Origin of the sequence: Rhodococcus sp. OK302, from assembly GCF_002245895.1 — a bacterium.
Lineage (GTDB): Bacteria > Actinomycetota > Actinomycetes > Mycobacteriales > Mycobacteriaceae > Rhodococcus_F.
The window spans coordinates 5,771,985-5,796,142 of sequence record NZ_NPJZ01000001.1; the positions used below are offsets into that span (position 1 = coordinate 5,771,985).

At 61.9% G+C, this 24,158-nt stretch carries 22 protein-coding genes; 12 read left to right on the forward strand and 10 right to left on the reverse strand.

Annotation, left to right across the window (positions count from 1 at the left end; genetic code table 11):
- Positions 1 to 134 precede the first annotated feature (134 nt).
- Both BDB13_RS26335 and BDB13_RS26340 read left to right on the forward strand, forming a co-directional pair.
- Complete coding sequence (locus BDB13_RS26335; RefSeq protein WP_094274377.1) at positions 135 to 1,715, forward strand: SLC13 family permease; 1,581 nt, start codon at positions 135 to 137, stop codon at positions 1,713 to 1,715.
- On the forward strand, positions 1,715 to 2,326 hold the full coding sequence (locus tag BDB13_RS26340; protein ID WP_094274378.1) for a cyclase family protein: 612 nt from the start codon (positions 1,715 to 1,717) through the stop codon (positions 2,324 to 2,326). The genes BDB13_RS26335 and BDB13_RS26340 overlap by 1 nt, the downstream gene beginning before the upstream one ends.
- Positions 2,327 to 2,332: 6 nt before the next feature.
- On the opposite strand, the gene BDB13_RS26345 is transcribed toward BDB13_RS26340, so the two are convergent.
- The 6 genes from BDB13_RS26345 to BDB13_RS26370 all read right to left on the reverse strand — a co-directional run bounded on the left by BDB13_RS26345 (position 2,333) and on the right by BDB13_RS26370 (position 9,338).
- Complete coding sequence (locus tag BDB13_RS26345; RefSeq protein WP_094274379.1) at positions 2,333 to 3,547, reverse strand: PQQ-dependent sugar dehydrogenase; 1,215 nt, start codon at positions 3,545 to 3,547, stop codon at positions 2,333 to 2,335.
- Between the two features lie 191 nt (positions 3,548 to 3,738).
- Entirely contained in the window at positions 3,739 to 4,704 is a 966-nt protein-coding gene (gene egtD, locus BDB13_RS26350; protein ID WP_094274380.1) for an L-histidine N(alpha)-methyltransferase, read from the reverse strand.
- The gene (egtC, locus tag BDB13_RS26355; RefSeq protein ID WP_094274381.1) at positions 4,701 to 5,447 is read right to left on the reverse strand and encodes an ergothioneine biosynthesis protein EgtC; all 747 of its coding nucleotides are present in this window, start codon (positions 5,445 to 5,447) and stop codon (positions 4,701 to 4,703) included. Before egtC ends, egtD begins: the two co-directional genes overlap by 4 nt.
- Before the next feature lies 1 nt (position 5,448).
- The gene (gene egtB, locus BDB13_RS26360; RefSeq protein WP_176459672.1) at positions 5,449 to 6,789 is read right to left on the reverse strand and encodes an ergothioneine biosynthesis protein EgtB; all 1,341 of its coding nucleotides are present in this window, start codon (positions 6,787 to 6,789) and stop codon (positions 5,449 to 5,451) included.
- Positions 6,789 to 8,012: an ergothioneine biosynthesis glutamate--cysteine ligase EgtA gene (egtA, locus tag BDB13_RS26365; protein ID WP_094274382.1), complete on the reverse strand. Its 1,224-nt coding sequence runs from the start codon at positions 8,010 to 8,012 to the stop codon at positions 6,789 to 6,791. The genes egtB and egtA overlap by 1 nt, the downstream gene beginning before the upstream one ends.
- A gap of 93 nt (positions 8,013 to 8,105) precedes the next feature.
- Entirely contained in the window at positions 8,106 to 9,338 is a 1,233-nt protein-coding gene (locus tag BDB13_RS26370) for an APC family permease (RefSeq protein WP_094274383.1), read from the reverse strand.
- Between the two features lie 56 nt (positions 9,339 to 9,394).
- Here BDB13_RS26370 and BDB13_RS26375 point away from each other — a divergent pair, with 56 nt between their 5' ends.
- From BDB13_RS26375 to pth, 4 genes are all read left to right on the forward strand, one after another.
- Positions 9,395 to 10,576, forward strand: a complete 1,182-nt coding sequence (locus BDB13_RS26375) for an aminotransferase class V-fold PLP-dependent enzyme (protein ID WP_094274384.1) — start codon at positions 9,395 to 9,397, stop codon at positions 10,574 to 10,576.
- 79 nt (positions 10,577 to 10,655) lie between these two features.
- A complete protein-coding gene (locus BDB13_RS26380; protein ID WP_094274385.1) occupies positions 10,656 to 12,119 on the forward strand; it encodes an FAD-dependent oxidoreductase in 1,464 nt (487 codons plus the stop codon).
- Between the two features lie 256 nt (positions 12,120 to 12,375).
- A complete protein-coding gene (locus BDB13_RS26385) occupies positions 12,376 to 12,963 on the forward strand; it encodes a 50S ribosomal protein L25/general stress protein Ctc (RefSeq protein WP_094274386.1) in 588 nt (195 codons plus the stop codon).
- A gap of 102 nt (positions 12,964 to 13,065) precedes the next feature.
- On the forward strand, positions 13,066 to 13,638 hold the full coding sequence (pth, locus tag BDB13_RS26390) for an aminoacyl-tRNA hydrolase (protein ID WP_094274387.1): 573 nt from the start codon (positions 13,066 to 13,068) through the stop codon (positions 13,636 to 13,638).
- On the opposite strand, the gene BDB13_RS26395 is transcribed toward pth, so the two are convergent.
- Positions 13,632 to 15,275, reverse strand: a complete 1,644-nt coding sequence (locus BDB13_RS26395; RefSeq protein ID WP_094275227.1) for a fatty acyl-AMP ligase — start codon at positions 15,273 to 15,275, stop codon at positions 13,632 to 13,634. The two genes, pth and BDB13_RS26395, sit on opposite strands and share 7 nt — an antisense overlap.
- 294 nt (positions 15,276 to 15,569) lie before the next feature.
- Between BDB13_RS26395 and BDB13_RS26400 the strand changes: the two genes are divergently transcribed.
- The 3 genes from BDB13_RS26400 (at position 15,570) to BDB13_RS33165 (ending at position 18,541) form a co-directional block, all read left to right on the forward strand.
- The gene (locus BDB13_RS26400; RefSeq protein ID WP_094275228.1) at positions 15,570 to 17,195 is read left to right on the forward strand and encodes a peptide chain release factor 3; all 1,626 of its coding nucleotides are present in this window, start codon (positions 15,570 to 15,572) and stop codon (positions 17,193 to 17,195) included.
- On the forward strand, positions 17,195 to 17,845 hold the full coding sequence (pnuC, locus tag BDB13_RS26405) for a nicotinamide riboside transporter PnuC (RefSeq protein ID WP_094274388.1): 651 nt from the start codon (positions 17,195 to 17,197) through the stop codon (positions 17,843 to 17,845). Before BDB13_RS26400 ends, pnuC begins: the two co-directional genes overlap by 1 nt.
- Before the next feature lie 375 nt (positions 17,846 to 18,220).
- Entirely contained in the window at positions 18,221 to 18,541 is a 321-nt protein-coding gene (locus BDB13_RS33165; RefSeq protein WP_254922972.1) for a hypothetical protein, read from the forward strand.
- Positions 18,542 to 18,568: 27 nt separating this feature from the next.
- Here the strand turns inward: BDB13_RS33165 and BDB13_RS26415 are convergent, their stop codons facing one another.
- On the reverse strand, positions 18,569 to 19,243 hold the full coding sequence (locus BDB13_RS26415; protein WP_094274389.1) for a pyridoxine/pyridoxamine 5'-phosphate oxidase: 675 nt from the start codon (positions 19,241 to 19,243) through the stop codon (positions 18,569 to 18,571).
- A gap of 22 nt (positions 19,244 to 19,265) precedes the next feature.
- Complete coding sequence (locus BDB13_RS26420) at positions 19,266 to 19,766, reverse strand: nuclear transport factor 2 family protein (protein WP_094275230.1); 501 nt, start codon at positions 19,764 to 19,766, stop codon at positions 19,266 to 19,268.
- 290 nt (positions 19,767 to 20,056) lie between these two features.
- Between BDB13_RS26420 and BDB13_RS26425 the strand changes: the two genes are divergently transcribed.
- Together BDB13_RS26425 and BDB13_RS26430 are read left to right on the forward strand one after the other, a co-directional pair.
- A complete protein-coding gene (locus tag BDB13_RS26425; RefSeq protein ID WP_094274390.1) occupies positions 20,057 to 20,677 on the forward strand; it encodes a DJ-1/PfpI family protein in 621 nt (206 codons plus the stop codon).
- Positions 20,678 to 20,685: 8 nt separating this feature from the next.
- Positions 20,686 to 22,173, forward strand: coding sequence for an acetyl-CoA acetyltransferase (locus BDB13_RS26430; RefSeq protein ID WP_094275231.1), 1,488 nt, complete (start codon positions 20,686 to 20,688; stop codon positions 22,171 to 22,173).
- 65 nt (positions 22,174 to 22,238) lie between these two features.
- Here the strand turns inward: BDB13_RS26430 and BDB13_RS26435 are convergent, their stop codons facing one another.
- Positions 22,239 to 23,477: an HNH endonuclease signature motif containing protein gene (locus BDB13_RS26435; protein WP_094274391.1), complete on the reverse strand. Its 1,239-nt coding sequence runs from the start codon at positions 23,475 to 23,477 to the stop codon at positions 22,239 to 22,241.
- 166 nt (positions 23,478 to 23,643) lie between these two features.
- Here BDB13_RS26435 and BDB13_RS26440 point away from each other — a divergent pair, with 166 nt between their 5' ends.
- Positions 23,644 to 24,123, forward strand: coding sequence for a GNAT family N-acetyltransferase (locus BDB13_RS26440; protein WP_094274392.1), 480 nt, complete (start codon positions 23,644 to 23,646; stop codon positions 24,121 to 24,123).
- Positions 24,124 to 24,158 lie beyond the last annotated feature (35 nt).

Sequence of the window (24,158 nt, forward strand, 5' to 3'; positions counted from 1 at the left end):
TTCCCTCGCGTCCGTCCCACGGCCCTGTCTCGTTTGTCGAGATGGGGCCGTTCTGTATTCCCGGCACGGCTTCAACTCATCCACCGACACGGCGATGCGGGGCGGTTGCCCGATCGCAGGTAGCTTTACGAATCGTGAATGACATCACCATCACCTTTGTCGTGCTTGCCGTAGTCGTGGCGCTCTTTGTCATCGGCCGGATCCCGGTCGGAATTATCGCAATCGGAACAGCGCTGGCACTGTACGCGACCGGGGTGATCTCGATGGAGCAGGCACTGGCCGGATTCGGCGATCCGACAGTCGTATTCATCGCCGCGCTGTTTGTCGTGAGTGAGGCGCTCGACGCCACCGGCGTAACTACGTGGGCGGGCGAGAAACTGCTCGCCAAGGTCGGTGATTCGCGGGTTCGGTTGGTGAGCGCGATCATGTTGCTGGTTGCGGCGCTGACCGCGTTGATCAGTGTCAACGGAGCAGTAGCTGCCTTGATCCCGATGGTTGTCGTCCTGGCCGTTCGGCTGGGCCGATCCACCTCTCAGTTGCTACTCCCCCTCGCGTTCGCCGCGCACGCCGGTTCGATGCTCACGTTGACCGGTACTCCGGTGAACATCATCGTCTCGGACGCCGCCGCCGACGCCGGTGCCGGCGCGTTCGGGTTCTTCGACTTCACCCTGATCGGTGCACCGCTGGTACTCGGAACCATCACGATCGCAGTATTTCTCGGCCCGCGTGTGCTCCCCCACCGCGCGGGCGTTTCGATGTCCCCGGATCTGAGCCGCCACGCAAAAACGCTCGCGCAGCAATACAGCATCGCGGGCGGTTGCGATCAATCCGAAGCCCCGCTCATCACCAAGGAAGACGGCGTCGTCGAGGTGATCGTGCCGCCGCGTTCGGAGATCATCGGCGACAAGGTTTTTCCCGGCATGGTGACCGACAGCGGCGATCTCGTGATCCTCGCCGTCCAGCGCGCCGGCGAGAACTGCGGACCCAACGGCGTCCACCTGGCACCCGGCGATACTTTGTTGCTCCAGGGCAGCTGGGACGACCTGGACGCACGCACCTCCGTCGACCCGAACGTCCTCGTCGTCGATCCGCCCGCATTGATTCGCAAGCAGGCCGCACCGCTCGGCACCCGCGCCGTCCTCTCCCTGGCCGTCGTCGCAGCCATGGTGATCATGCTGACCTTCGGCATCGTCCCGTCCGCCATCGCGGGTCTGCTCGCTGCCTGCGCGATGGTCCTGCTGCGCGTCATCAGCGTCGAGCAGGCACACCGCTCGATCTCCTGGACCACCCTGATCCTCGTCGGCGGAATGATCCCGCTGTCCACGGCAATTCAACAAACCGGTGCGGCCGAGAAGCTGGCCAACGGATTTGTCGACCTTGTCGGCGACTCCGGCCCCTATGTCGTGATCGCCGGTCTGTTCCTCGTGACGGCAACACTCGGTCAGCTCATCAGCAACACTGCGACGGCATTGATCATCACCCCGATCGCAGTGTCCGTGGCATCTGAGTTGAACATTTCGGTACTGCCGGTTCTGATGACGGTGACCGTTGCCGCCGCCGCGTCGTTCCTGACGCCGGTTGCGACTCCCGCCAACATGATGGTGATGGGTCCGGGTGGCTACAAGTTCGGTGACTACTGGAAGCTCGGATTGCCGCTGCTCCTGTGGTTCCTGGTAGTCGCGACGGTACTGATTCCGGTGATCTGGAGTTTCTGATGTGCTCACCGCGGCTCTTGTCCCAGGTGTACGAATCGATCGGACGCGAAGACCGGAAAGTCAGCCGGCGATCGATGTTCGCCGCTTTGGGCGTTACCGCGCTCGGCGCAACGGCGCTCGCCCGCGGAACCGCGTCGGCAGCCCCGGCAGCGCTTCCATCTGGCGGTTCCACACTGGTCGATCTCACTCACGTGCTGACGACAGATTTTCCCGTCTGGCCGGGTGCACCGTCGTTCGAGATGAAGAATCTGGCAAGTATCGCGTCGACAGGCGGATCGCTGGGGTCAGTAGGGTCGCTGGGCTCACTGACTGAGAGCGCTTTCTATCTGAACGAACTTCGGATGGGAGAACACACCGGCACCCACATCGACGCGCCCGCGCATGCCAGTGCAGACGGAATCACCGTGGAGAAGATCCCCGTCGCAGACCTCGTCGCCGGCCGCAGCACAACCTACGGCGCTCACCGAAACGCACTGGGCTCAGGCAAATACGCGGTGGAGGCCCTGGCCAATTTGTCGACGCTTCCACCGGTGGGCGCCACCGTGATGATCGGTGCGCCCACCCATGCCGGCGGCTCCGGTGGACCGTGCCGGGTTATCGCCTGGCACTGACGGTTTCTAAGACACCGGAGTCACTCGAAGCACTTTGTCGTTGGTGCCGTTGTCCGTGGTGACCAGAAGTGAACCGTCGCCAGTCGGAGTAACCGAGCGCAGGCGACCGAACTGGTTCTCCAACCCGTAGGTCTGAGCGTCGACGGATCGACCGTCGTCACTCAGTCGCACGAAGACCAGTTTCTTGGTCTTCAATGCGCCCATCACCAGCGCCCCGTTCCACGCTCCCCATTGCGGTCCGGTCACAAAGGCGCCGCTCGCGGTGGCCAGCGTCGAGTTGCCTGAACGCCACACTGCTTCAATGGCTCCCGGCACTCTGCTCGGATCGGTCATCGGCACGGACTCGTCGTATCCGGGCAAACGGTCCGGGCGGTAGCCGTAGTTTCCGCCGGGCGTCAGGAGGTTCACTTCGTCGTCGACACCGGTGCCCTGCTCCACCGCGTACACCCGATCGGTGCCCGGTTGAACCGCCAGACCCTGCACGTTCCGATGACCGAGGGTGTAGACCGGGCTAGCCGGGTTGGGGTTTCCTGCTGCCGGCGTTCCATCGGCATTGATGTGCAATACCTTGCCGCCCAGAGAGTTCGGATCCTGCGGAACAGTAGGCATCGCGGTGTCTCCGGTTCCGACAAACAAGGTACCGTCCACTGCTGCGAGGATCCGGCAGCCGCCGTGACGACCGGCTTCCACGGGGATTCCCGTCAGTACGTTTCCGGTGCGGGTAAGCGCCGTCCATCCTGCGTCAACCGTCCAGGCCACAATTCGGATGTCAGTGACTCCCCCGCCCTGAAATCCCTGGCAGGTGTAGAGAATTCGCGACTGCTCGAAATCTCGGGCGAGAGCCGTTCCCATCAACCCGGTCTCCACCTTGGCGTAGAGATCCGAGAGGTCTGCGCTCACCGACCCGGTCGTGCCATCGCTTCTCCGGACGAAGAAACCACCCGAACGTTGCCCGGTAAGCACCGCGCCGTCGGGAGCTGCCACAACGTCCCACGGGTGATCGAGTCCGTCCAAGACTGTGGTGACCGAAAGCTCGGGAAGCGTGTCTTCGGTGGGGGTTTCCGAGCTGCCCAGGGAACCGCTGCTGCTACTCAGTGAGCCGCTGTTCAGTGAGCCCAGGCTCCCCGACGACGGCAGTGATTGAGCCGAGCACTGGGTCACCGGGATTGTCAGAATCGCGATAGTGGCTGCTGTCAGGACAGCATATTTCGGGTGACGCACACGTGCTCCTCAGCTTGGCAACCGTTCTGCAAAGCCTCACTATAAACAGTCAATAGGGATAATTGGGGCAAATATCGCCTGCATGCGTGCGCATAACCGTCCACTAGATGCCGTTCTATGCGGAAACCCGCATCCCGGGACAGTTTGTGGACAGTTATGCACGGGCATCAATACAACAGGAGCCGCACCGATCACACCCGGTCCGCACAGAGCAGCGCGAACCGCTGATCGTCATCGGTCCACACTTTCTGCACCGCAAATCCCGCGGCCTCGAGTTCCGCGGAAATACTGTCGACCGTGAACTTCGCAGAAATTTCGGTACGCAACTGCTCTCCTTTCGCGAAGGTGATCTCCAGATCCAAGTCTTCGATACGCACCGAAAGATCGCGCGACGCTTCAAGTCGCATCTCGATCCACTGGTTCTCACTGTCCCAGAGGGCTACGTGACGGAAAGCTTCGATCGGAAAGTCAGCTCCCAGTTGCTTGTTCAGAACGCTGAGAACATTGAGATTGAATTGCGCTGTCACTCCGACACTGTCGTCGTAGGCCGGAACGAGCACAGCCGGATCGGTCACCAGCCCCACGCCGAGGATCAGGCTCTCCCCCGAATCCAGCACTGCGGCAACACCGGCGAGAAACTCTGCGCGCTCAGCCGGAATCAGGTTTCCGAGAGTACCGCCCAGAAAAGCGACTGCCCGCTTGCCGCCGTTGGGTAGGTGATGCAGCGATCCAGTGAAGTCACTGACCACTCCGACAACATCCAGATCGGGGAACTCGGCATCGATCTGACGAGCGGCACCCTCCAGTGCGGTCACCGAAACATCCTGCGGTACATACGTGTGCAGCGAACCTTTCATCGCGTCCAGCAACAAGCGTGTCTTCTCCGACGAACCGGATCCCAGTTCGATCAGCATCTCCGGTCTGGTCAACTCGGCGATCGCCGGCGCGCAGTCCGCCAGCAAGGCCCGCTCGGTGCGCGTCGGGTAGTACTCCGGCAATTGTGTGATCTCTTCGAACAATTCGCTTCCGCGTGCGTCGTAGAACCACTTGGGCGAGAGCCACTTCGGAGATGCAGTCAGCCCGGCACGGGCGTCGACGCGTAGCGCGTCGACTAAGTCTTCCGGGGTCAGATAGACGTTGAGCATTGGGGTACTCATCGTTCTCCCATCGGGATCGGGGTGATGATCAGGTGCCCGGGACGGGCGCAGACCAATGCTCTGTCGGGGATTTGCTCCCAACCGGGCGAATCGTCGAATGGTTCCGAGGCGATCAGGGCCGACGATTCGTCGACGAGCGCGTACAACGTGTGTCCCCAAGCTGTCGCCCACATTTCGTTCCCGTCGCCGAGCAGTAGGTTCAGTTTCGAGCCGGATGCCGCTGCCTCGACATCATGGACGACGGTGGTCAATGCGGACTCCGCTGATGCCGACTGCAGACGGCGTCGCACCATCGTCCACAGCAGTGCGGCATCCGTCGGTGCCGGCATGTTCAACAACTGAACCGCCGGAATGTCCTCAGCCAGAGAAGAAACCGACTCGGGCCAGCCGAAAACAGCTCCGTTGTGACTGAAGGCGTAGCGATCATCCACAAACGGAGCGCAGGCGCCGATCTGTACTGCCATTCCCTCCGTCGCGGAACGCACTGCCGCAATGACGGACCCGGAGTCGACATGCGAAAGCGTTTCCTCGACAGTGAGATCCGACCAGATCGGCAAAACGCTGCGGTAGCGACCGAGTGTGCCCCCTCGCCACCATGCGGCACCGAAGCCGTCGGCGTTGATGGTTCCACCGCCGCGCATCTCGTTGGGTGCCCACGACTGCCGCACCAGCGAATGCGATCCGAAGTGCAGGAGGTCGCGGACAGAAGTGACCGGCCCGACGTACCCGAGGTGTCGGCACATGTCAGGGGCGACCGGACAGCGTTCTGGCGCAGCGAAATCCGGAGAATATCTGCCGACGAATCGGATGATCCCAGTTTCGGAAGGTTCCCCGAGCGGCAACACTGTCGGTCCCGAACGAGCCTCCCCGCAATACCTTGTAGTCACCACCGAAGAAGACCTCGGAGTACTCACGATAGGGAAAGGCATGGAAACCGGGATAAGGATGGAAGCCGGACGAGGTCCATTCCCAGACATCCCCGATCAACTGCTGCACGCCGTGCGCCGACGCCCCCTCGGGGTAGGCCCCGGCATCGGCGGGACTGAGGTGCCGTTGGCCGAGATTGGCGCGGTTCTCGTCCGGCAACGCGTCGCCCCACGGGAACTTGCGGGAGCGACCGGATTCCGGATCCCACCGCGCAGCCTTTTCCCACTCAGCCTCGGTGGGTAGCCGTTTCCCGGCCCACGTTGCATACGCCTGCGCCTCGTAGTAGCTCACATGAACAACCGGACGGCGCAGGGCCACCGGCTTGTCGATACCGAATACTCTTTGCCACCAGCGTGATCCATCACGTTCCCAGAACTGTGGCGCCTGAAGTTTGGCGTCGATGCGATGGCGCCACCCTTCCCTCGACCACAGTTCCGGACGGGAGTACCCACCGTCGTCGATGAATTCGATGTACTGCCCGTTGGTGACGGGAAATCTGTCGATTGCGTACTCGGTGAGATACACCTGATGTGCGGTTCTCTCGTTGTCGAGCGCCCACGGTTCGTCGTCCGTACCCATGACGAAGGCGCCGGAGGGAATGATCACCTCGTCCAGTAGCGGCTTGCGCCGGACACTCGGCGGCGGTTCTGCTACGAGTACCGCTGAGCCGGAACGCAATTGATGCGTCGCGAGCATGGTTTCAGCATGCTGCTGTTCGTGCTGAGCGATCATCCCGAACGCAAACCCGTTCAGCTCGAGCGGCGATCCACTGAAAGTGCTGGCGGCGAGGACGTCCCACACCTTGCCGCGGACCGTACGTATGTAGTGGCGTGCCTGCCGTGGATCCAACAACGGAAGCTCGGGTCGCGAAGACCGTGAATGCTTGAAGGCGTCGTACAACTCGTCGATGTCGCGCCTCACCGGTTCACGGCCGCCGACATCGCGCACCAGCCAGAGCTCTTCCTGATTACCGATATGCGCGAGATCCCAGACCAAAGGGCTCATGAGTGGTGAGTGCGCAGCAATCAGTTCGGTGTCATCGAGGCAATCGGTGAGCAGAAGTGAACGGTTCCGCGACCGCACAAGGACGGCTTCCGTGAATTCTTTGGTGACCACGGAAGTTTCGGCAACCTCGATCTTGGTGACATCCATCGACATCAGTGTCCCTCGACCCGCGCCAAGTCCTGGATCGACGTCAGACCTCGACAGCATCGTTCAGCCGCGCGATCGAGGAGTCGCACGAACTCCGGATCCGGCGCATACGAGGCCGCCAGCGACATCAGAGAGGTTGCTGCCGAACGTAGCTCGACGTCCGACAATCCGTACTCAGCCGCGTCCCGCCACCGACCTGCCGTCGATGCTGCCGCATCTCGCGCTTCCTGCATGACGGCGGGCCCGGAAAGCAAGGCGTCGACCGCGGCAATCGGTACTCGCCACAGGTCTCCGGGTTGAGCGTCGATGTACCTCACCTCCATGTGTCCGACGGCGCGAACCGGCGGAAACAGCGTGGACAGGTGATAGTCCAGGTCCTCGACGGTGGGGCCGCGCCCTATCTCGGAGTCGAGTGCCCCGTCGATCCAGTCTCCAAACGTGGCGCCCCGTGGGGCAGTCCAATCGTCGGTGCAGTTCTGCACGCACAACAGGGGCACGCCGAGTACCCACCGCGGATAGTCCGCCGCGTCCGTTACGGCCATGGTGCGTCGAGCGTCCAGCTCGAGCCACGTCCGCATGCGTTGCGATGCCCACGATCCTCGCGGAATCCCTTCCAGCTGTGGAGAACAGGCGAATGCGGCGATCAGTGCCGGCCCGATGTCGCCGAGGAGCCGCCATCGTCTCGCTATTGCTTCGGGACTACTTCCGGCGTCGACGCTCACTTGTACAGCGGCGGTGTTGCACATCATGAGGGTGCCGTAGGGCCCGATGTCGGCAAATTGTTGTTCCATCGCGCGGTATCGCGGCATCTGCAGTATTCGGTGCGGCGGGCGCCCCCGATCCGCCGGAGCAGCTGTCATCTCGATGGATTGAGTAGCAAGGAGAACGCGCAGCGCCTTACGGTCTTCTTCGAGATAATCGCAGACTTCCCGGGCTGACGTGCGCGGCGCGGAGGACAGTTCGATCTGGCCGCCGGGTTCGACGGTGACGATACTCCCGCCGGGAAGTGTCATCGCCGGCGATTGCGCGTTGATGCTGGTAGGAGCATGTCCCCCCAAGGCAACGGCGAGTGCCTCCAACGACGGACGCTCACCGCCGACGCCGTTGGTCAGCCACTCGACCTCGGCACCGATGAGTCGCGGTGGGCCTTGTTTGAAGCACACACCGCCGATGTACGCCTCGGCTGCGGGACGTGAGTCCACCTGAGTGTTCAGTACTGCGGTTGCCATTCGACGGTCCCCTTCGGGTGGTGTCTAGCGGGCCCTACTGATGATCGCTACCGACCATAGAGCGCCTGAGCCCGACATGCACGCTTTGTCCCTTTACGTGTCGCTGGTTTTTTCCAGTCGTAACCACCGATACCCACAACCCACCAGAACCACACCTACGCCTGCTACCACGGCCGATACCGGCAGCGTGAATGCCAGAACCACGCAACCGAGGGCGCCCACCAGTTGGAGCCACTGCGGGAACATTCGATCCGCGTCACCCTGCACGAATGCACTGACATTGGCCACGAAGTAGTACAACAACACACCGAACGACGAAAACCCGATCACCCCACGGAGATCAACCACAGACACCAAGAGAATCACGATGACGCCCACGGTCAGTTCAGCGTGATGGGGCACCGCGAATCGCGGATGAACAACCGCAAAAGTGGTGGGAAGGTCCCGTTCTCGGCCCATTGCCATCGCCGTTCGACTGACACCGGCGATCAACGCCAACAGCGCACCCGCGGACGCTGCGGCGGCGCCGATCACCACAACGGGCACCGCCCACGCCACACCTCCCGCGGCGACGGCGTCGGAGAGCGGCCGGGCTGACACAGCAAGCTTCTCTGGCCCCAGCGTCACCAGGAGAACCGTCGCTACCAGTGCATACACAACAATCGCTACCGTCAGCGCGATGAGAATTGCCCGCGGAATAGTGCGCCGGGGATCGCGGACCTCCTCTCCCAACGTCGCGATCCTGGCGTAGCCGGCGAAGGCGAAGAACAACAATCCCGCCGATTGCAGAACGCCGTACCAGGACCCCACTGCAAAATCGGGAAGTGCCAGATCCACATCGCGGCCCCAGAATGCCGTCGCCAACCCCACGCCCAGCCCCGTCAACGACACCGCGACAATCACCCGAGCCATCTGCGCAGTTCTGGTGACCCCGCGATAGTTCACACCGACCAGGACTACCACGATCAGAATCGCCGCGAGCTTCCGATATGGTTCGGGCACAACGTAAGTCGCAAATGTCAGAGCCATCGCTGCGCAACTCGCGGTCTTGCCGATCACAAACGACCAGCCGGCAACAAAGCCCCACCACGGCCCCAGTTGTTCACGGCCGTAGACGTACGTTCCACCCGAAGTCGGATAGCGCGCCGCAAGTTGCGCCGACGACGTCGCATTGCAGTACGCAACAAAGGCTGCGAACACCAACCCGAACAACAGGCCGGTACCCGCAACTGCCGCCGCCGGTGCGAACACCACAAAGACTCCGGCGCCGATCATCGCGCCCAAACCGATGACAACCGCGTCGAGGGTGCCCAGCCTTCGCTCCATCGGTATAGCTTCGTTCACAAGGTATTAGAACCACACCGATGTGAACGGAAGGTGCCATGTTCGATCTCGATACGGTCCGCCGCGATACTCCCGGATGCCGAGACAAGGTTTTCCTCGACAGCGCGGGATCCTCGCTCCCACCCGAATCCGTAGTGACCACGATGATCGAACATCTGCGCCTCGAAGCTGATGTGGGCGGGTACGTCGCAGCCAGTCGGCAGGCCGAGGCCTTGGCCGCGGTGCCGCACTCGATCGCCCGCGTGATCGGCGCCCAGGCATCGGATATCGCGCTGACGGACAGCGCAACCCGCGCCTGGAACGACTTTTTCAACGCGGTACCCCTGAAGTCCGGTGACCGCATCTTGATCTCCGGAGTCGAGTACGCCAGCAACGCAATTGCCGCACTCGGCCGCGCCCGCATCACCGGCGCACAGGTCGAGGTGATTCCGAGCGACGCCGACGGCCGGATCGACCTCGACGCACTCGAATCGATGCTCGACGACCGAGTTCGATTGATCTCTGTAGTTCACGTGCCAACCAACAGCGGACTGATCAATCCGGTCCGGGAAGTCGTCGAACTTGCCGCACCCCACGGCGCGTTGGTTCTCCTCGACGCCTGCCAATCCGTCGGCCAATTACCTATCGACGTGATTTCGCTGGGCGTCGACGCGTTGAGCGCAACGGGCCGCAAATGGCTTCGCGGTCCACGCGGCACCGGGATTCTCTACGTACGTCCCGGATTGGCTGACGCCCTCGAACCGGTCTCGATGGACCTGCACGGCGCCGCGTGGACCCACGCCGACGCCTATGTTCCCGCGCCGGATGCAACACGATTCGAGTTGTGGGAGACCAGTGTCGCGGCTCGACTCGGACTCGGCGCCGCCGCGGACTATCTGCTCGGCCTGGGGACGGAAACCGTTGCGCAGCAGATCCAGTTGCGGGCGAACCATCTTCGAGACGGACTGAAAACCATGCCAGGCGTTGCCGTTCACGATCGCGGCGCACACCTGAGTGGGATCGTCTCGTTCACGCTCGACGGCCACGAAGCCGCCGAGGTGCGCGATCACCTTGCCGCCCAGAACATCACGGTCACCGTCAGTAGTCGCAGTTCGACTCTCCTCGATATGACCGCGAGGGGGCTCGACGCCGTCGTGCGGGCCTCCCCGCACTGCTTTGTCGACGACGCGGACCTGGACAAATTTCTCGGCTCGGTGCGGGATCTACAGATCTCCCGATGATTGGGACGACAGTGCGCAAAGTCGACCAGAACTGCAAATGTAAGTGATACCTAGCTCACATTTGGAGAGGACTCTGCACATGGCTGACGCCACAATTAATCCGATTTCTGCCGCCGACATCACCACCTGGGACTACGAAGCCGACGTCGTTGTCGCTGGTTACGGCATTGCCGGTGTCACCGCAGCAATCGAAGCCGCACGCGCCGGCTCCGAGGTATTGGTACTCGAACGGACCGGCGGATGGGGCGGCGCAGCATCGCAGGCCGGCGGCATCATCTACCTCGGCGGCGGCACACCGCTCCAGAAGGCCTGCGGATTCGACGACACCGTCGACAATATGAAGACCTTCATGAAGGCTGCACTGGGCCCCGGAACCGACGATGCCAAGATCGACGCCTACTGCGAGGGCAGCGTCGATCATTTCAACTGGCTCGTGGATGCGGGCGTTGCATTCAAGGAAACGTTCTGGGGTCAGCCCGGCTGGGAACCGCCGTACGACGACGGACTCATGTACTCCGGCGGCGAGAATGCCGCACCGTTCAACACCCTCGTCGATCCGGCACCGCGCGGTCACGTCCCGCAGATGTCGGGCAAGACGACCAGCGAGCACGGCGCCGGCTTCATGTTGATGACACCGCTCGTCGAAACTGCCGAAAAGCTGGGTGTACGAGCAGAATACGATCTGCGGGTGCAGACCGTCGTCGTTGACGAGAGCGGACGCGTCGTCGGGATCGTCGCCAAGCGCTACGGCAAGGACGTCACCATCCGGGCCCGCAAGGGCGTCGTGCTGGCTATGGGCAGTTTTGCGTACAACGACGAGATGGTGCGTTCCAACGCTCCCAAGATCTTCGGACATCCGGCAGCTTCCATCGAGGCGCACGACGGCCGAGCGATCCAGATCGGGCAGGCTCTCGGCGCTGACACCGCCCATATGGATGCCACCGAAGTTGCCTTCTTCTGCGACCCCCAGTTGATGGCGCGCGGCATCCTGGTCAACGGCCGTGGCCAGCGATTCATCCCCGAAGACACGTACCCCGGCCGGATCGGTCAGGCAGCACTGTTTCAGCAGGACAATCAGGCATTCCTGGTCATCGACGAAGCTGCCTACGAGGAGGGCGTCGCAGCCGAAACCAAGACCATCCAGTTGCGGGCCCAGCCGAAGTGGGTCGCCGAAACCGTCGAGGAACTCGAAGCTGAGATGGGCCTCGTTGCCGGCGCACTGCAATCCACCGTCGACGTCTACAACCGTCACGCCGCCGAGGGTTCGGATCCGTTGCTGGGCAAGAACTCCGAATGGGTCAAGCCGATCGGAAGCCCCGTCGCCGCTATCGATCTACGTGGACGTACCGGCGGATTCACCCTCGGCGGATTGAAGACCAACGTCAATTCCGAGGTTCTGCACGTCTCCGGCGAGCCCATCCCCGGACTCTTCGCTGCGGGCCGCTGCACCTCCGGCGTCTGCGCCGGCGGATATGCCAGCGGAACAAGCCTCGGCGACGGCAGCTTCTTCGGTCGTCGCGCCGGCATCAGCGCCGCTCGCTAGCGCCGCTACCAGTACCGGAACTCGTGCGGTGATTCGCTCCGACGCACGAGTTCCGGTAGGGTATGAAAAGTTGTCTCGGCGAGGGTGAATCGCAGCTGCTCCACATGCTGCAGGTTTACCGTGATCGACGCGGATACGGTTCAGCTCGAGCGTTTCGCTCCTGGCCGTGCGCGCCTGTCCACTCGTTTGTGACAAGAGAGCCACACCGCCAGTACACACCGAGCACGCATTCCGTGAGTTGTAGGAGCTTTTCATCATGTCTGTAGCGAACAACCTCGTCGCCGTTACCCGCACCGAATTCGGCAAGGGCGCGGCTCGCCGTGCACGTCGCGACGGCCTGGTCCCCACGGTTCTGTACGGCCACGGTGAAGACCCGAAGCACCTCAACGTCACGGCTCGCGACTTCGCTCGCATCCTCCGTGCACACGGCACCAACGCCATCCTGACCCTCGACATCGACGGCACGGACCAGGTTGCACTGGTCAAGTCCATCGTCGTGCACCCCATCCGCAACTACATCGAGCACGCTGACCTCCTCGTCATCAAGAAGGGCGAGAAGGTCACCATCGACGTTCACGTCATCGTTGTCGGCGACGCTGCTGCCGGCACCATGGTCGCTCAGGATGCTTCCTCCATCTCCATCGAGGCAGACGCGCTGCACATCCCCGAGTCGATCGAGGTTTCGATCGAAGGCCTCGAGGCCGGCACGCAGATCCTGGCAAGCCAGCTCGTTTTGCCGGAAGGCTCCATCCTGCAGGCAGATGCGGACACGCTGATCATCAACGTCACCGCAGCGGCCACGGATGCTTCCGAGGCAGCAGCCGAGGCTGCAGCCGAGGCCTGATCCTCGCAAGCTTCACTTGCCGGCGGCGCGTCATTTCCGAGTTTTCGGAAGTGACGCGCCGTTTGCGCGTCGTATCCTCGAGCCCGTAAAGGACAGCATCCGTTGAGCACAGACACCGCCCTGGTGATCGGACTCGGTAACCCCGGCCCACAGTACGAGAAGACTCGCCACAACGTGGGCTTCATGGTTGCCGGCACACTCGCGGGCCGTATGGGCGGAAAGTTCAACGCGCACAAGAAGAGTGGTGCCGAGATCGTCGAGGGCCGCCTGGCCGGCCGACGCGTGATCCTGGGCAAACCTCGCTCGTACATGAACCTCTCGGGCGGCGCCGTAGCTGGGCTGGCCCGGTTCTTCTCCGTTGATCCGGCAAACATCATCGTCGTCCACGACGAACTTGATCTGGACTTCGGGACCATTCGCCTCAAGCTCGGCGGCGGCGAAGGTGGCCACAACGGCCTGCGCTCCATTTCGAGTTCCCTGGCCACCAAGGACTATCTGCGTACCCGCGTCGGCATCGGCCGTCCGCCGGGTCGGATGGACCCGGCCGACTACGTCCTCAAACCTTTCTCCGCTGCGGAACGTAAGGAACTCGACCTCGTGTGCGAGGAAGCCGCAGACGCCGTCGAACTCCTACTCGAGCTAGGTCTCGAAGCGGCGCAGAACCGCCTTCACTGATCCGACGCTCCGAGCAACGCAGCCGAGTTCGCGCGACGCAATTTGCCCGACGACGTCTTGGGGATCGTGCCGGGGCCGAGCACTGCCACGGCGCGCGGGCGTACTCCCACGTCCGAAACGACGGCTCTGACGACTTCGCGTTCGATGCGTTTGACCTCCTCAGGATCCTCGAACGCGTTGGTCTCGACTGCGACGGCAAAACTCTCACGCTTCTGACCTGCGTCCAGACGAATCGCAACCGCATTTCCCGGGCGCACTCCGGCGACCGTTCCCGCGGCCCGCTCGATATCAGTCGGATAGACATTGCGACCGCCCATGATGATGACGTCCTTGACACGGCCACAGACGACAACGAGGCCTTCTTCGGTGAAGTAGCCGACATCACCGGTGTCGAGCCAACCGTCGGCGTCTTGCGCCGGTTTGGGTCCGTCCACGGTGAGATACCCGGCGGTGACAGCCCGTCCACGAACTTCGATGATTCCGACTCCGCGCGCCGGCAGAACCTGCTCCTCGCTGTCGACAACGCGCCCTTCCAAGCCCGGAACCATCCGTCCCAGGGTCGCCATCGCCCGGGCGTTCTGCCTCGTCGACGGAACGGCGCGGGACATCGCTTCGAGAAAGTCCGGATCGACGTAGTCGAGAACCTGTCCCTGATTCGGATCGGGGACCGACGCTGCCAGCGTTGTTTCCGCCATTCCGTACGAGGGTGCAAGCGCAGTGGGATCGAGGCCGAACCGAGCGCCGGCTTCGGCGAGAGCAACCATGGTGTCCGGATCTACCGGCTCGGCGCCGTTCCACATGTACCGGACGCTCGAGAGATCAACGGCACCGTCCGGCGCCTGCGCAAGCCGACGAGCCAGCAGGGAGTACGCGAAATTCGGTGCAGCCGTGACAGTTCCGCGATACTTACCCATCAGCTCTGCCCACAGCAGCGGGCTACGGAGAAAGTCCAACGGAGTAATGGAGACAATTTCGGCCCCCAATTGCATGGGAACCGTGAGGAATCCGACCATCCCCATGTCGTGGAAGAGCGGAAGCCAACTCACCATCACGTCGTCGTCGATCGAGAACTTGATGCGGTTGATCATCGCGTAGGCGTTGACATAGAAGTTCTCGTGCGTGATCTGCACTGCCTTCGGGGAACCTGTCGAACCGGACGTCAGTTGCTGAAAAACGATATCCGACTCGGCCGTCGGCACCGGATCGATCGAGGGACCTTTCCGCAGTTCCTCCACTGTCACCACAGTGATACCGCGCTCCTCGAGGAGCGGTTTCGCCACACCGAACGGGGCTCCGAGAATGACCACCTTCGCGGAAATCATGTCGATCACCGTCTGCGTGTCCTGACCCCAGACCGCCAGATCGGTACGTGGCGTCGGTTGATGGAGCATCGTCACGGAAGCGCCACGCATCCAACTCGCCTGACACGCCGGCGCGATGTCCACCGGCTGACCGGCTAAGACTGCGATCGCAGCCCCATGAGCAATCCCGGCGTCGGCAAGCCCACCCGCCATCCGTCGTGCGTCTTGATGGATCTCACCCCAGGTCTGTCGAAACGGGCTCTCCGGCTCACCCGTCACCAGGCCGCGATTACTGATTGCGGCACTCGCATACATTTCGTCTGTGAATTTGCTCAACGCAACTCCTAAGAACGCTTTGATGCAGTTGTTGTACCCATTCGAACGCCATGTGATGTAGCGCATACCCATGTGGATAATCAGACAAAGTTCGCCGAGTGTTACCGGTAATGCGGCGGCGAGTATCCTTTCTCTGTTGTGCGTCCGCACTCTGCGCCCTTGCTTCACCGCGCGCTGTACCCACTTGCGAGAGGTTCTTCGTTGACTACCCCGTCCGACTCGACTGTCCCTACCGACTCGACTGTCCAGTCCGACGCCACGGGCGAAGACACAGCAGGCCTAGCGACGACGTCGATCCCCACCACGACGAAGGGCCTGGCTGCCGAAGCCACCCGTCGTCGCACCTTCGCTGTCATCTCTCACCCCGACGCCGGTAAGTCGACGCTCACCGAAGCGCTCGCGCTGCATGCCAAGAAGATTTCCGAGGCCGGCGCGGTCCACGGCAAGGCCGGGCGCAAGTCCACGGTCTCCGACTGGATGGAAATGGAGAAGGCCCGAGGCATCTCCGTCAGCTCCACGGCGCTGCAGTTCAACTACCACTCGTCCGAGACGCCTGACAACACGATCAACGTCATCAACCTCGTCGACACCCCGGGTCACTCCGACTTCTCCGAGGACACCTACCGCGTCCTGACAGCTGTCGACGCGGCCGTCATGCTTATCGACGCGGCCAAGGGCCTCGAGCCGCAGACACTCAAGCTCTTCCAGGTCTGCCGTCACCGCGGCATCCCGGTCATCACCGTCATCAACAAGTGGGACCGTCCCGGTCAGACGCCGCTCGAACTGCTCGACGAGATCAGCGAACGCATCGGCCTCACCCCCACTCCCCTGTACTGGCCTGTCGGCATTGCCGGCGATTTCCGCGGTCTGCTGCGACGCGGCGAAGACGGCGCAGCTCGTGAGTACGTCCGATTCACCCGTACCGCCGGTGGCGCAAAGATCGCTCCCGAAGAGATCATGGACGCCGACGCCGCCCTGGCCAAGGAAGGCTCCGAGTGGGAGACCGCCGCTGAAGAGAGTGAACTGCTCTCGGCCACCGGCCAGGATCACGACCAGGAAATGTTCCTGGCCGGTCAGACGTCACCCGTCATCTTCGCGTCCGCGATGCTGAACTTCGGTGTCCGTCAGATCCTCGACACCCTTGTGGAGTTGGCGCCGCCGCCGCGTGAACGCGAAGACGTGAACGGCAAGCCTCGCGAGGTCACCGACCCGTTCAGCGCCGTGATCTTCAAGGTTCAGGCCGGCATGGACACCGCGCACCGCGACCGTCTGGCGTTCATGCGCATCGTGTCCGGAGTGTTCGAGCGCGGCATGGTTGTCACGCACGCCCAGACCGGCAAGCCGTTCACCACCAAGTACGCCCAGACCGTCTTCGGCCGCGAGCGTTCCACCGTTGAATCCGCGTTCCCCGGCGACGTCGTGGGTCTGGTCAACGCAACCGCGCTCGCCCCCGGTCACACGCTGTACACGGACAAGAAGGTGGAGTTCCCGCCCATCCCGTCGTTTGCACCGGAACACTTCTCGATCCTGCGCGCCGAGAGCGCCGGCAAGTACAAGCAGTTCCGACGCGCCGTCGACCAACTCGACTCCGAAGGCGTCGTTCAGATCCTTCGCAACGACATTCGCGGCGACGCTTCCCCGGTCATGGCCGCCGTCGGACCCATGCAGTTCGAGGTTGTCGCAGCCCGCATGAAGTCGGAGTTCAACGTCGAAGCGAAGATGGAACCGCTCGGCTACGCCCTTGCGCGTCGTACCGATGCCGAGTCCGAGGTGGAGCTCAACCGTCAGCGCGGCGTCGAGGTCTTCACCCGTTCCGACGGCGTCATGCTCGCTTTGGTCAGCGACAAGTGGCGCCTGCAGTACATCCAGAAGGAACTTCCCGATCTGACGCTCGAACCACTCGTCGCCGCTGCTGACTGATGAGTCTGATCGAGGCGCTGTTCGACGCCGAACTACACATCGGCAGCGCCACGATTCTCTGGCGGGAGATCATCGGCAACACCTTCGGCATCGGGTCTGCCATTGCCGGGGCACGGCGTTCGGTGTGGGCATGGCCGGTCGGTATCGCCGGAAATGCCCTGCTGTTCACCGTGTTCATGGGCGCACTGTTCCACACGCCGCAGGAACTCAACCTGTACGGACAAGCCGGCCGTCAACTGCTGTTCATCACCGTCAGCATCTACGGCTGGACGCAGTGGCGACGCGGGGCGCAAAGCTCCGGAAACGCAGTCCTGCCCCATTGGGCATCCACGCACCAGCGCCTCACAATGGTTGCCGTAATGATAAGCGGCACAGTTATTTTCGCTTGGATATTCAATGTCCTGGGATCGTACGGCGCCTGGGCTGAAGCCTGGATCTTCACCGGATCCATCCTCGCCACCTACGGCATGGCCCGTGGGTGGACCGAGTTCTGGCTCATCTGGATCGGCGTCGACGCCGTGGGTGTTCCCCTACTCTTCCGCGCCGGTTACTACCCGTCGGCAATCCTCTATCTCGTCTACGCATTTTTTGTTCTCTGGGGATTCTGGTCATGGCTCCGAATCCAACGACGGACGCCCGTACTCACCTAGCTCCGCCCACCGAGGGAGTGCGACCCGAAACCAACTCCTGGTATGTTTGCCAGCACTATGCAAACCGACGGTCTGTTTACGGGCATCAGGAGCGAAACAATGGAAGACAAGACTTCGCATGGAGCAAGCGGCCACGGTAGTTCGACAAACGGTGGTTCGGCCAACGGTGGTTCGGCTAACGGTGGTTCGACAAACGGCCTCACCAATGGGTCCAACGGATCCAACGGCTCACGAACGAGCAGTTCCGCGGCAACCACAGACACCCTGTCTGTCAGGCCTATCGAGGACGCACTCTCGACCGGGCCGACAGGTGCCTTCACTTTTCCGCTCCCCGACCGAAGCACGGCCGCACACAGCAGCGGAGAGGACCCTTCCATGCCTGCCCCAACCCCCACACCGTCACGTGAATCGTCACGAACCCTCGAGACTCGCAGCCGCACCGTCGTCCGGCGCGACGCGATGGGTGTAGCAGCAGTTCGCGTCGCCGGGCGCCTCACCCACACCGAACTCATTGCCAACCATTCATCACCGTCGGGCACCTATTCAGCCGATCCCACGATCAATCTGGATGAACTGCTTACAATGTTGGGAAGCTACTTGCTGTCCTCAGGCTTCGAGCATCCCGAGATCCATGCAAAACTCGGCGGCCAATCTATCGTCGTCAATCTCGTGTCACCGGAGATCAGCGCAACCTGACTGCACCAGGGCGATTTCCGTGGTCGGTCACGGCCACAAGTTCGTGACCGTCCATGTCCCGTCTGACGTACGCCGGTACAACCACCGCAGGTGTCGGCGACCCGGGTCTGCTTGCCAGAATTCGACGGACTCCGGCTCGAGACACCACGCCCGCCAATCGTCGGAGACAAATGCCGGATCAGCCTCGATGCTGTCGACCGCACCGGCCACCGCACGCTCGTAGTCACGCGAGTCTGCCAGCTCTTGACTTTGCCGGCTCGCCGTCGCCACTGCGCGTGCTGTCACAGACCGTTCGACGAAGTCTCGTGCCCGTATCTGCTCGTCTCCTTCGCGGACCACACCGCGCACACGTACCTGCTGACCACTCTCGCGCCAGTAGAAAGCCAACGAGGCGCGCGGATTGGCCGTGAGCTCAACACCTTTCGGCGATCGAGCCGATCCCGAGAACCAAAAACCGCGGGCGCCGACATCCTTCAGGATGAGGAACCGTGAATCCGGCATGCCCGTATCGTCGACAGTGGACAACGCACACACGTGCGGTTCAGTAACTCCGCCGTCGACGGCTTGACGCAGCCAGGTAAGAAACAACGCACTCGGTGTGGACGGAAATTCAGTCGGAGCATCCGGTGCGACGCCGGTCAGTGCCGGAATGCCTCGGATCCACGCACGTGTATCCAACTCGGGTGAAACGTCCTCGGCCATTCAACGACTGTAATAGCCGCGATCAAGACACGTTGCGCACTACCGAATTACCCAACGACGACGGCTGCAGCATTGCCCACTTGTTCGAGGTCAAGCGGAAACTCGGCATGTCGGACAACGACACGACCGACTCCCAGGTCCGCTCGTAACTGGTGTGCGAAATCCGCCACTTCCCGTCACTGCACAATGCATACCGGTCGTGATAAAAAGCGGACCCCCGCAGCAACATTCCGTCCTCCGGCACCACGACGGTATCCGCGAGACACCACACCCCCGTAGCGGTGTCGCCGTCGACATCGATCTCCGGTTGCCCACACTGATGCTCGGTGATGATGTGGGAGCCGAGTGTGTTCTCGAGGAAGGACACAAATGAATCACGGGAATCGAAGCTGAGCTGCTCGCCGTAGATCGCGGTCGCGTCGACCGTCAATGTATCGGCGAGTTCAACCCACGATTTGGTGTCGAGCGCACGCGCATACCGGTACTTGAGTCGTTGAATCAGAAGTATCGCTTCGAGATCCATGATCCCTGCCTCTCGTGGAGCCACCACCCGCGTCTACCGGGACCTTAACCTGCAGTACGCCGAAGCGGGCATTACTCTCAAAGTTAGTGCAAATCTCGGCGGATAACACGCGATTCGCGACCGTCGATCGTGATCGTGATCTTGTTTCCTACTCTCCGGGTACTCCTGCGTTCGGAACGCTGCCGCCGATCCGTGACACAAACCGACGGAAGCCGTTGCACGGTAACCAATGACGCCGGATATCGGATAGTCGAAGAAGGTGACAAGGTCGTATCTGTGATGATGCAACCATGAACGAATCGCGTCGACGCCTGTCGATCGTCCTGTTCGAAGGATTCGAACTGCTTGACGTCTTCGGCCCACTAGGGCTGTTCGGCATGGTGCCGGAGACGATTTCCGTCGAACTGGTCGGGCCCACTGCCGGACCGGTCCGAAGCAGTCAAGGGACCGAAGTCCTCGCAACGGTGGGATACGAAGACGCCCACCTCCCCGACATCGTTCTGGTGCCTGGCGGACAGGGAACCCGACGTGCTGTTGCAGACCGCGCCTTCCTCGATTGGCTGAACGTGTGGGCGACAGACGCACAACTCGTGACCTCGGTCTGTACCGGGTCCGCTGTCCTTGCCGCGGCAGGACTACTGGACGGCTACCGAGCGACCGCCAACAAGCGTGCCTACGAATGGGCAACATCGCACGGATCATCGGTGACCTGGGTTGCCCGAGCGCGGTGGGTCGAAGACCAGAACCGTTGGACATCCTCCGGCGTTGCAGCTGGAATGGACATGGCGGCCGCCCTCATCGCTCGATTGTGTGGGAGCGCGATGGCCGATGCAATCACCAAAGCTGCCGAACTCGAGGTTCAGACCGACCCGGACTGGGATCCTTTTGCGGCCGTTCACTCCCCAGAATGAGGTACACAATGGTTGACGCATCACGCATACCCGTCGTAGTCGGGGTCGGTGACCTTCGATGGAACCCCGCCGACGGGCACCGTGAACCGCTCGATCTGATCCACGAAGCAACTGTTGCGGCGCTATCGGACAGCGGTCAACCCTCACTCGGAGAACACGTCGACTCCGTGTACGCGATCAAGACAGTCAGCTGGTCCTACGACGACCTCCCGGCACTCCTTGCCGACCGCGTGGGTGCGACGCCGAGGACCACCGCCACCTCGCCCATCGGTGGGCACTGGCCTGCTGCCCTTCTCGATCGCATCGGCGCTGCTATTGCGGCCGGCGAATCCTCGGTGGCACTGCTCGTCGGCGGCGAATCACATGCCAGCACAACTGTGCTGCGAAAGTCCGGCGTCACTCCCGACTCCATCGGGTGGACTGCCGCACCGGGCGGACCTCCCGGCTTCGATCCAAACGACCTGGGTAGCCCCGAGATGCAGCGCGCCGGATTCATAGTTCCGACACGCGTCTACCCGTTGTTCGAAAATAGTTTCAGCGCAACCATCGGCCACGACGCTGCACAGTCCTTGACCTGGTCAGCGCGAATGTATGCCGCGTTCTCCGAGCTTGCAGCAAAGAACCCGGCATCGTGGACGCCGGACGTCCGTACCGTAGAAGAAATCAGCACAATCGGACCAGGCAACCGCATGGTCTCCGAGCCGTATCCACTGATGCTCAACGCCATGCCGTTTGTCAATCAGGCTGCGGCCGTTGTGGTCTGCTCTCTCGAGAAGACCCGTGAGTTCGGCGTCGACGAAGACAAGCTGATCTATCTCTGGGGTGGGGCCGGCGCCACCGATCCACTGGACATATTGAGCCGCAACAATTTCCACGCATCTGCTGCGATGCATGACGCAGTAGACCGCACGCTCGACAGCGCAGGAGTGGGCGCTGATGCTCTCGATATCGTCGACGCCTACAGTTGCTTCCCGATCGTTCCGAAACTTCTGATCCGCGAACTCGGCCTCCCCGACAACACGATCCCCAGCGTCACGGGCGGGCACTCTTTCTTCGGCGGACCGCTCAACAGCTACACCTTGCATTCCATCGCGGAAGTGACACGAAGACTCCGAGCAGACGGCAAACTCGCGCTGGTCCACGGCAATGGCGGATTCCTGACCCACCAACACGCTGTACTGCTGTCCGCGTCCGCTCATGCGGACGGATACATCGGAAATCCGGAAGCTCGCTCGCTTTCCGCGGACGCGCCCGAACTTGTCACCGGATACAGTGGCAACGCGGAAATCATCACGGCCACGGTGGAATACGGCCGAGGCGGTGAACCGGAAACCGGATTTGTCATCGCCACAACACCGGACGGCGGGCGCGTGGCCGGCCACACCGGAGCCGAGAATGCGGCAGAGCTAACGCAGTTCAGTGGCAACAACCCTGCCGCCATTGGTCGCACAGTTCATATCGTCGACGAGAACGGAAAGCTCACCGTGACGTTCTGACAGCGACAGCCGTGTACACCGAGGCATGTTTCTTCCCCGGTGTACATTGCTGGATATTCGGTTGTTCAAGCGGCTGTCGGTGGACTGTTCCCCGATATCGGAACCTGATACGGATCCACCGACATCGGCGGATAGAACCGGGTTTTCCGATCGTCCCCGATCTCGACACTCCACTCGGTGTGGTGCAGCAACCGATGATGGTGACCGCACAAAAGTATGAGGTTGTCGAAATCTGTTGGGCCACTGTCCATCCAATGAACAATATGGTGGGCGTCGCACCATCCCGGCGGGGTTCCGCAGCCGGGAAACGCGCATCCCCCATCCCTGACGGCCAAAGCTCGCCGCTGCGGGACTGTCGCGGTTCGCTCGTCGATTCCATGATTGAGCGGAACACCGTTCTGGTCGAGCAGGATTCGGGTGACCATGCAATCGCAGGCCAGCATGCGGGCGCTGTCGAGGCTGATAGGCCCGGCCCAGTTGGTGATCGCATACCCGAGTTCTTCGGTGGACGGAAGGAGATCTTTGAGAGCTTGCAGGTCCGTGAGGTCTTTCGCGGTGGCCGTGATCGTCAGGTGCGGTTTGACGCCACCTTCAACGGGGCCGAGGCCGGCCATCTCGAAGCGTCGCAGGAGTTCGCAGAAACCGTCGGCGCGTCGAAGTGTCGGGGTACGAAGATCTTTCACGCCGTCAATTTCGGGTGTCGGCTTGGAAAGTCCGGACAGTAGGGCGATCAGCCGGGCGCCGTTGACGGCATCGAGGTCACCTTTGACGCTGACGCGGCCGTACAAACCTTTGGAGGCGTAGAACTCGTTGCGCTCGGAATCCTCGCCGACGGGGATGCCGTCGTCGCGGTTGCCGTATTTCTTTTCGATACGCCGGATGACCGCGCGGATGGCGTCGCAGTCGGAAACTTTTTTCGAGGCGAGGTCCAGAAGGATTTCCCGAGCCTTTTCGACGTCCGTGATATGCATATTCTTGGGTGGGTGCTGGCAGAACTGTGCCACCTGACGGGCCTTCTGCATATCGATGTCACCATCGTGAAAGGACTGTGCGACTACAGGTTCAAGCATGAACAACCGCGCGAGGCTGACCAGTTGGCTGCATTCGCCGATCTCGAGATTGGTGGACCGGTGCAGCCACTGGGCGATAGCCCGAAAGCCCGTGTCGGGGAGAGCGTCACGAGTGAACATCTCGACAACAAGGTGCACCAGGCGGGATTGCATGTCGTGACGCGCGCGAACCAGGTCGAGAACCTCGACTTTGAGACCCTCGCTGTCCAGTTGCCACGCTTCCCGATTCCCCATACATTGATTCTAATCGAACAAGATTTCGATTCCTAGAGACATTTCGGACAGGTTTTCGAGAAGTTTTGATCGAGAGTTGTTGATATACAGGAATATTCGAAGGTTCAGGCAAGAGAATCGACAACGTTAGGACGCCATGAACGGAGGACTGGAATAGTCTCTGATCATGGAATCCATCGTGACATTGAGTATGGAAGACGCCGGCGAGGTGCTGACATTGCAACGCGCTGCCTACGTCTCCGAGGCGCAAGCTCACAGCGATATGAGCCTTCCTCCACTGACGCAGTCATTGGAGGAGCTGGTCACTGAACTGTCCGACCCCGAAGTGACCGCGATCGGATTACGCAGCGAAACTGCTCGTCTTGTCGGAGCGGTACGCCTGAATATCGCAGCGGCTCGTCCGCACGTGGCTGAACTTGGCAGGCTGATCGTGGCGCCGGACAGGCAGGGCCGGGGGCTTGGCAGTCGACTGCTCGGGCTGGCGGAGAGTCACCTGCCTGCAACGGTAACCGATTTGCGGTTGTTCACCGGCGAGTTCAGCACCGGCAATCTTCGACTCTACGAACGGTTCGGCTACAAGGAAACCCATCGCACACCAACCCCGAGTGGCTATGCGCTGGTCCATCTATCCAAGCAATTGCGCTAAGCACAACGACAACGCCGGGCCGCCGCGCATCATTT

Bases quoted from the DNA above. Each gene is read 5' to 3' on its own strand.
- BDB13_RS26340 (WP_094274378.1), top strand. From the start codon at position 1,715: ATGTGCTCACCGCGGCTCTTGTCCCAGGTGTACGAATCGATCGGACGC.
- egtD (WP_094274380.1), bottom strand. From the start codon at position 4,704: ATGAGTACCCCAATGCTCAACGTCTATCTGACCCCGGAAGACTTAGTC.
- egtC (WP_094274381.1), bottom strand. From the start codon at position 5,447: ATGTGCCGACACCTCGGGTACGTCGGGCCGGTCACTTCTGTCCGCGAC.
- egtB (WP_176459672.1), bottom strand. From the start codon at position 6,789: ATGTCGATGGATGTCACCAAGATCGAGGTTGCCGAAACTTCCGTGGTC.
- egtA (WP_094274382.1), bottom strand. From the start codon at position 8,012: ATGGCAACCGCAGTACTGAACACTCAGGTGGACTCACGTCCCGCAGCC.
- BDB13_RS26370 (WP_094274383.1), bottom strand. From the start codon at position 9,338: ATGGAGCGAAGGCTGGGCACCCTCGACGCGGTTGTCATCGGTTTGGGC.
- BDB13_RS26375 (WP_094274384.1), top strand. From the start codon at position 9,395: ATGTTCGATCTCGATACGGTCCGCCGCGATACTCCCGGATGCCGAGAC.
- BDB13_RS26380 (WP_094274385.1), top strand. From the start codon at position 10,656: ATGGCTGACGCCACAATTAATCCGATTTCTGCCGCCGACATCACCACC.
- BDB13_RS26385 (WP_094274386.1), top strand. From the start codon at position 12,376: ATGTCTGTAGCGAACAACCTCGTCGCCGTTACCCGCACCGAATTCGGC.
- pnuC (WP_094274388.1), top strand. From the start codon at position 17,195: ATGAGTCTGATCGAGGCGCTGTTCGACGCCGAACTACACATCGGCAGC.
- BDB13_RS33165 (WP_254922972.1), top strand. From the start codon at position 18,221: ATGCCTGCCCCAACCCCCACACCGTCACGTGAATCGTCACGAACCCTC.
- BDB13_RS26415 (WP_094274389.1), bottom strand. From the start codon at position 19,243: ATGGCCGAGGACGTTTCACCCGAGTTGGATACACGTGCGTGGATCCGA.
- BDB13_RS26420 (WP_094275230.1), bottom strand. From the start codon at position 19,766: ATGGATCTCGAAGCGATACTTCTGATTCAACGACTCAAGTACCGGTAT.
- BDB13_RS26425 (WP_094274390.1), top strand. From the start codon at position 20,057: ATGAACGAATCGCGTCGACGCCTGTCGATCGTCCTGTTCGAAGGATTC.
- BDB13_RS26430 (WP_094275231.1), top strand. From the start codon at position 20,686: ATGGTTGACGCATCACGCATACCCGTCGTAGTCGGGGTCGGTGACCTT.
- BDB13_RS26435 (WP_094274391.1), bottom strand. From the start codon at position 23,477: ATGGGGAATCGGGAAGCGTGGCAACTGGACAGCGAGGGTCTCAAAGTC.
- BDB13_RS26440 (WP_094274392.1), top strand. From the start codon at position 23,644: ATGGAATCCATCGTGACATTGAGTATGGAAGACGCCGGCGAGGTGCTG.